Origin of the sequence: Pseudomonas sp. Ag1, from assembly GCF_000278565.1 — a bacterium.
Classification (GTDB): domain Bacteria; phylum Pseudomonadota; class Gammaproteobacteria; order Pseudomonadales; family Pseudomonadaceae; genus Aquipseudomonas.
This window is the reverse complement of sequence record NZ_AKVH01000059.1, coordinates 24111-30363: the sequence shown is the minus strand read 5'-3', so window position 1 is coordinate 30363 and position 6253 is coordinate 24111. Positions and strand designations below refer to the sequence as shown.

The 6253-nt window shown below is 59.5% G+C and carries 6 protein-coding genes and 1 pseudogene; 3 read left to right on the top strand and 4 right to left on the bottom strand.

Features of this window, described 5'->3' with window-relative positions; genetic code table 11:
• Both A462_RS34565 and A462_RS29320 read left to right on the top strand, forming a co-directional pair.
• Positions 1-521: RNase A-like domain-containing protein (locus A462_RS34565; RefSeq protein ID WP_008431207.1), on the top strand; the 521-nt coding region annotated here is incomplete at its 5' end.
• Positions 518-841 (top strand): contact-dependent growth inhibition system immunity protein, encoded by a 324-nt coding sequence (locus A462_RS29320; protein ID WP_008431206.1) that lies wholly within the window; start codon positions 518-520, stop codon positions 839-841. The genes A462_RS34565 and A462_RS29320, both read left to right, overlap by 4 nt.
• A 34-nt stretch (positions 842-875) precedes the next feature.
• Here the strand turns inward: A462_RS29320 and feaR are convergent, their stop codons facing one another.
• The 3 genes from feaR to A462_RS29335 all read right to left on the bottom strand — a co-directional run bounded on the left by feaR (position 876) and on the right by A462_RS29335 (position 4011).
• Positions 876-1829, bottom strand: coding sequence for a transcriptional regulator FeaR (gene feaR, locus A462_RS29325; protein ID WP_008431205.1), 954 nt, complete (start codon positions 1827-1829; stop codon positions 876-878).
• A gap of 117 nt (positions 1830-1946) precedes the next feature.
• Positions 1947-2531, bottom strand: a complete 585-nt coding sequence (locus A462_RS29330; RefSeq protein WP_003219899.1) for a DUF3156 family protein — start codon at positions 2529-2531, stop codon at positions 1947-1949.
• Positions 2512-4011 carry an APC family permease gene (locus A462_RS29335; RefSeq protein ID WP_003219898.1) on the bottom strand — a complete coding sequence of 500 codons (1500 nt, stop codon included), beginning with the start codon at positions 4009-4011 and terminating at the stop codon, positions 2512-2514. The genes A462_RS29330 and A462_RS29335 overlap by 20 nt, the downstream gene beginning before the upstream one ends.
• Before the next feature lie 216 nt (positions 4012-4227).
• On the opposite strand from A462_RS29335, the gene A462_RS29345 reads away from it, so the two are divergent.
• Positions 4228-5556 (top strand): hypothetical protein, encoded by a 1329-nt coding sequence (locus A462_RS29345; protein WP_008431200.1) that lies wholly within the window; start codon positions 4228-4230, stop codon positions 5554-5556.
• Positions 5557-5729: 173 nt separating this feature from the next.
• Here the strand turns inward: A462_RS29345 and A462_RS29350 are convergent.
• Positions 5730-6206 (bottom strand): annotated as a pseudogene (locus tag A462_RS29350) (flavin reductase family protein); the annotation flags it as partial.
• Between the last annotated feature and the right edge of the window lie 47 nt (positions 6207-6253).

The following is a 6253-nucleotide window of genomic DNA, read 5'->3' as shown; positions in this document are numbered from 1 at the left end:
CGCCCGATCCCGTGAAGCTGGCGGGCGGGCTGAACGGATACCAGTACGTGCCCAACCCTACGGGGTGGGTGGATCCGTTGGGATTAGTTTGTACACCTGGGCAGTGCCCGGGCTCAACAAATAACACAGCAGTTAGCAAAGTCCCTGGAGGGGGATTAGCCGCGCATGAAGCAGCTGGGGGTCATCTAATTGAAAGGCACGTCGGTCAGACAACGGCGCAGCTAGCTTCAAGGCTTGTAGCAGAGCCAAATATTCCAGCTGCATCCACGTTTCAGAATCTAACGACTGCCGAGTCAGTCGTATCTAGGAGCTTGGCATCTCATAATCAACAAATACATACATTCCTAAGCGGGAGTACTGACAAACTTATTATTCGAGACAGACATCAAAAACCCGTAGGATTAAGCCTCATAAGAGGTTCAAGCCAGACCATCCCGGTCTACAAGTTATTACTGGTTTTAAAAAGAGATCGAACAATGGCCGATGGCTATCTGATACTGACAGGCTACCCAATACCATGAGCACTGCACTAACAGCGTTGCAACAGTTTTTTGGTGGCTACTTCAACCAGGACTGGGTCTACGACCACGACTCTGCAGACGAGGTCATTGACTCGTTTATAAAAGAGTCAGACCCCGAGGCAATATGCAAAGTAAGGCAGGAAATCATTGAGCTCTTAGCCAATCAAAATACAGAGATAGACCTCCAAAAAAACCTTCTTTATGAACAGTACTGTTACTACCACTATCCCCACGAGTGGCCATCAGGACGATTGTGGCTTGAACATGTCATAGAAAAGCTCGACAAAGCACTAAGCGGAGGGATGCGTGAAGGGGGATAGACTGAGCAAACAAATGAGTGGCCCTATAGCGCTATCACCCCACCTGCTGCAACCGCCCAGCCCGAAAATCCTTCGGCGACACTTCAAACTGCTTCTTGAACGAGCGACTAAAGTGCGCCGAATCCGTAAACCCCCACTTATACGCAATCGACGTAATCGACTCACTGCGCAAAAACGGGTTGGTCAGATCATCCGCACTGCGCTTCAACCGCGCCCGCTGGATATACCGGCACACGCTGTCATCCTGTTCCTCAAACAACCGGTACAAATGCCGCACCGAGATATTCAACCGACTCGCCAACCCCACCGGGCTAAGCCCTGGCTGGGTCAATGACTCATCAATCACCTTCTGCACATAGCTGCGCAGATTGCTACCCTGCAACCCGCCACAATCATCGCGCTCATCGTCTTCCTGCTCAAACGCCGACCCCAGCAGCGAGACAAACGCCGACTGCAATGCCTGCCCCTCCCCGACCGCGCCTTCGCCGTTCAGTGCGTCTTTGCACAGTTGATCCATCAACACATGCAACATACGCCCGCAGGCTTTGCTCGAGGAGATTTTGCCGAAGGTCTTGGGCTGGTTGCCGAACTGTTTGCACACCTCTGCGCGGGACAAGGACAGGGACGCGTGTTCGATGAGCCCGAACGGGGTGATGTCGATGGAGCCCACCGAGTCCATCAATAACAGTTCGCCGGGGGCAAGCTGGAAGCTCTGGCCGTTTTGGGTGATCTGGCAGTAGCCGCTGCGCTGGCTGACGAGGAAGCAGTGTTGGTCGTCATCGTGGTCGGCGCGGGCCTTGGGGCGCTTGATCAGGCCGGCGTTGGTGCGCAGGCTGGCCAGGGGCAAACCGCCGCGGGAAAAGGTGTTGATGCTGCCGATGAACAGCGAGCGGTTGAAGGCCAGTTCTGTGTCGAAGTGACCGCAAACCGCGCGCAGATCCCGGGTCCAGAGGTCCAGCCCGTCTTGCCCAATCTGTTGCATGCTCATGGTTGTTTCCACCTTGGCTTTTTGTTTTTGTCGGGCAATAGTTAACATGTTATCTATATGCGCGCAACAAGTACGTGTCTGCCAAGGTGGTTGCACTATTGATGCCAAATACTGCGGTCAGTGGGCCTGCAAGGCGCGCTGGAAACCGTTCAAGGCGTCCAGCAGCCAGGCGCGTTGAACACTGCTCAAGGCGATGTAGCGACGGAACGCCGGCATGCGGTTGACCACCTCGCTGCCGCCCATATGCTCAAGCCGCACACACCACTGGTGATCCACCAGGTCGATGCGCAGGCGCTTGAAGTCCAGCGGCATCAAGGCGCGATGCAAGGCGCTGCCCTCCTGCAATTGTGTGTGCAAAATGCCTGAAACCTCCTTGTCGCCCGACCGCTGTCGACAGCGGATTCCGGTGCGTCGAACGGCCCCGGTGTGGTGCAGTTCGAAGCTCGCCGTGCCCTGCTGCGAGGCAGGGATGCGCAGTACGAATTCGGTCATCACCAGGTGCATCAACAGCTGCGACTCGGTGCGTTCGACGATCTCCAGTTGCAGCCCGAGATTGTCCAGGGAAACCCGGGCCGTCGTCGGTCCACACACCTCATAACCGGCCAGGCCGAGGTTACGCCGCAGGTGTTCCAGCGTGACGCCGGGTCGATACCCGGCAGGCGCGCGCCGGGCGCTGAACAGCTCAGACAGTTTTTGCAGCATGGCTGATATACCCGTTGTGCGGCTGGCCCGGCTCATGGGCGAACTCCTTGGCCAACACCTCTTCCACCGAGGCGGGCTTGAATGGATTGACCTTCTGCACAACCAGCGTCCAGAACAGCGCGTACGCCGCCGTGCACCCGAGCATTACGCCAAAGGGAATGTAGATGTCGGCGGGGTTCATGCCCGGCGGGGTGATAAACCACATGCCCAGCAGGATGCCGATGCTCGACAGAATCTGCGGCAGCGGAAAGAACGGCGAACGGTAGGCGCGAGGCAGATCCGGACGGCGAATCCGCAGGATCACCACCGACAGCGTCACCAGCAGATAAGCAAAGCTCCAGGCACACACGGCCGCCAGCACCAGGTGCATGATGTTGTCGGTGTTGCCGCCCAGGTACAGCGCGTGCAGGCACGGAATCAGCATCGCCACCAGGATGCACAGCAGCGGTGTCTTGAAGCGCGGGTGCAGGTAGGTGAAGACCTTGGGCAACGCGCCGTCGACCGCCATGCCGTACAGGATCCGTGGCACACCGGCCATCAAGGTGTTGATGGTCGCAGCACCGGCAAACAGGAAGCCGATGCCCAGCCACATCGGGCCGATGCTGCCCATCACCTGCTCGGCGAATTTCGGGATGGCCATCGGCGTATCCAGCAGGTGCACGCCGCCCGCCGCGTCGATCAATACGTTTTCCACCTGGCGTTTCATGGCCGCGCCATAGATGAACATGCACGTGGCCACCCCCAGCAGCCCCAGCACCATCGCCTTGGGCATCACCTTGGCCGAGTTGCGCAGGTCCGGCGCCAGCGGCGTGACGAATTCGCAGCCGACGAACATGAACATCGCCATGCCCACCAGCGACAGGATGGTAATCAGGTCGGTACCGACCAGGGATTCACCGAACCAGCCGTCCAGCTGCACCGCCGGGGCTGCGATCAGGCCCAGCACGCCAAACACCATCAAGGTGGTCCACATGCCGAAAGTGAGGATGATCTCGGCCCGGCCAAACGCGCTGACGCCAAACGCATTGAGCACCCCGAACACAATCACGAAGCCCACTCCCAGCAACCACGAACCGCCGGCGGATTCCGCCAGGGTGTTGAGGTGCTCGAAATTCACCAGCGCCATCACGCCGGAGAGGATGGTTTCGGCGGTGCCGGCAAACACATGCACGATCAGGTACGCCGACAAGGTGCCGGTGATCGCAAAGAACCGGCCCATGCCGCAATTGATGTAGTCGTAGACCGAGCCGGTGGTGGGCAGGATCGAGGCGGCTTCGGCGAAGGTGGTCGCCTGGGCCAGCATCATCACCACCGCGATCAACATCGCCACCGCAAAGGCGCTGCCGCCGATGCCAAACCCCATGGTCGCGGTGAGGATCACCGGGCTGGCCATGATCAAGCCAATGGTGCTCGCCAGCGCGGTTGGAAAGCCCACCGTGCCGCGTTTCAAATGTTCGGTGAGCCGGTCGTTGATCGACATGGTGCAGATCCTCAAGAAGCGGATTTTTAGAAGTATTGGCACTCTGCGCCCGCCCTGGCTGATCGTCTTGCTCCTGGCTGCCGCCGGTTTTGTTGCTGCCTGCCACTGCTGCGCCACTGGCGGCCTGGGACAATTTCCTGGCACGCAGGGGAAAGACTTGGCCCGGTGGCGCTCGCCCTAATGCTCCCTCAATTCACCTTGTTGGGGACTATAACAATGCAGCACACACAACAAACCCGTCACCTGTACAGGGCCATCAGCCTGGGCATCGCGCTGATGATCATCGACTCATCGGCCCAGGCGTTCGAGCTGTATGCCGATGACGACACTCAGGTCACCGGCAACTTCCTGGCGGTGTACGGGATGTTCAACAGCCGCAAGAACTACGACGGCACCACCGGCGGTTCCACCTGGCGTGAAGGTTTTATCAAGTATGGCTTGAGCGTCGACCAGCGCTTCGGCGCCCTGGGCAGCGTGTATGGCACGGCCAACCTGGTCAGCTCGGGCACCTGGGGTGATGGCGATGCGTCGGGCGTGACCACCGGCAGCGAGCGCACCACCAAGTTCGACGAAGCCTTCGCCGGCTGGCGCTCGGGGGAACTGTTTCCGGCACTGGGCAAGGAGGGTGTGGACCTGTCGTTCGGCCGCCAGGTCATCATGCTCGGCGACGGTTTCATCATCAACGATGACGGCCCGAACTTCGGCAAGGGCGTGGATGACGGCAAGTTCAACCGGGGCGGCGCCTACTACATCGCCGCCCGGCATGCCTTCGATCAAACCGCAGTGCTACGCCTGGGTGGCAAGGACGGCGTGCATGGCAGCGTAATGTGGATCAAGTCCGACAACCGCGCCCAGGCCAACACTGAAATGGCTGCCGGCACCCTGGACTACACCGCCGCGCCCGGCACCCTGGGGTTGACCTATATCCACGGCATCAGCGTCGACGACCGTTATGCCAATGACCTGCAAAAACAGCGCGCCGGGATGAACATCTACAGCCTGCGGGGCGCCGGTAATGCCGGGATCGAGAACGCGCACTTTTCCTTTGAATACGCCTGGCAGGACAAGGACGCCGGCCCGGAAAAGGCCTGGTACACCGAAGGCGGTTATACCTTCGCCGCGCTGCCGTGGTCGCCGGACCTGACCTACCGCTACAGCCGCTATTCGAAAAACTGGGATGCGATGTTTTCGGGCTTCAACCGTGGCTACGGCACCTGGGTGCAGGGCGAGGTGGCCGGCAATTATTCGGGGCCGTTCAATACCAATACTGAGGTGCAGCATGTGGCGTTGAAGGTCAAGCCGCTGGACAGCGTCACCCTGGGCGCGCTGTTCTTCGACTACAAGACCTTGAGCAAGGGCGGCATGCTCAACCTCGATGGGCGCGAACTGGACCTGTACGCGGAGTGGGCGGTGAACGAACACCTGATCGTCACGCCACTGCTGGGTTTGTACAAGCCCAACAAGGATGAGAGCAACGGCGGCAACCAGGTGGGTGGCAATGGCACCAATCTCTATAGCCAGGTCACCGTGGCCGTGCCGTTCTAACACAGATGCAATGAGCTACCGAGATCACATGTGGGAGCGGGCTTGCTCGCGAAAGCGGTGTGTCAGTCGCCAGATGTATTGGCTGGCACTCCGCATTCGCGAGCAAGCCCGCTCCCACATTGAACCTGCTTCAGCCTTCGATAGAGGTGTTCGCCCTACGGTTGCCGCTCCTCGATCCGCGCATACGCCCCCTGGTGATAGAGCAACGGCGCACGACCAAAATCATCGAAAGCCACCACCTTGCCAATCATGATCCAGTGATCGCCACCATCCACCTGCTGGTACTTCTCGCAGTGAAACCGCGCCGAGCAATCAGCGAAGACCGGCGAACCGCCCTCTCCGGGCTCGAATTCGATTTCGGCAAAGCGATCGTCCCTGGGCCGGGCGAAGTTGTTCGACAGGTGGATCTGGTCGGCCGCCAGCACGTTGACCGCAAAATGGCTGGCCTGCTCGAACACCTCGTGGCTGTTGGAGCGTTTGTCGATGCTCCACAGCACCAGCGGCGGGTCCAGGGACACTGAGTTGAAGCTGTTGGCGGTGACACCCACTTTGCGCCCGCTGGCATCAGCGGCGGTGACCACCGTGACACCGGTGGCAAAGTTACCCAGGGCCCGGCGAAAGGCCCGTGGGTCGAAACTGTTATCAGACATGCAAGACTCCCGGACTGCATCAACGCGCAGTCCTGATGGTTGTGATG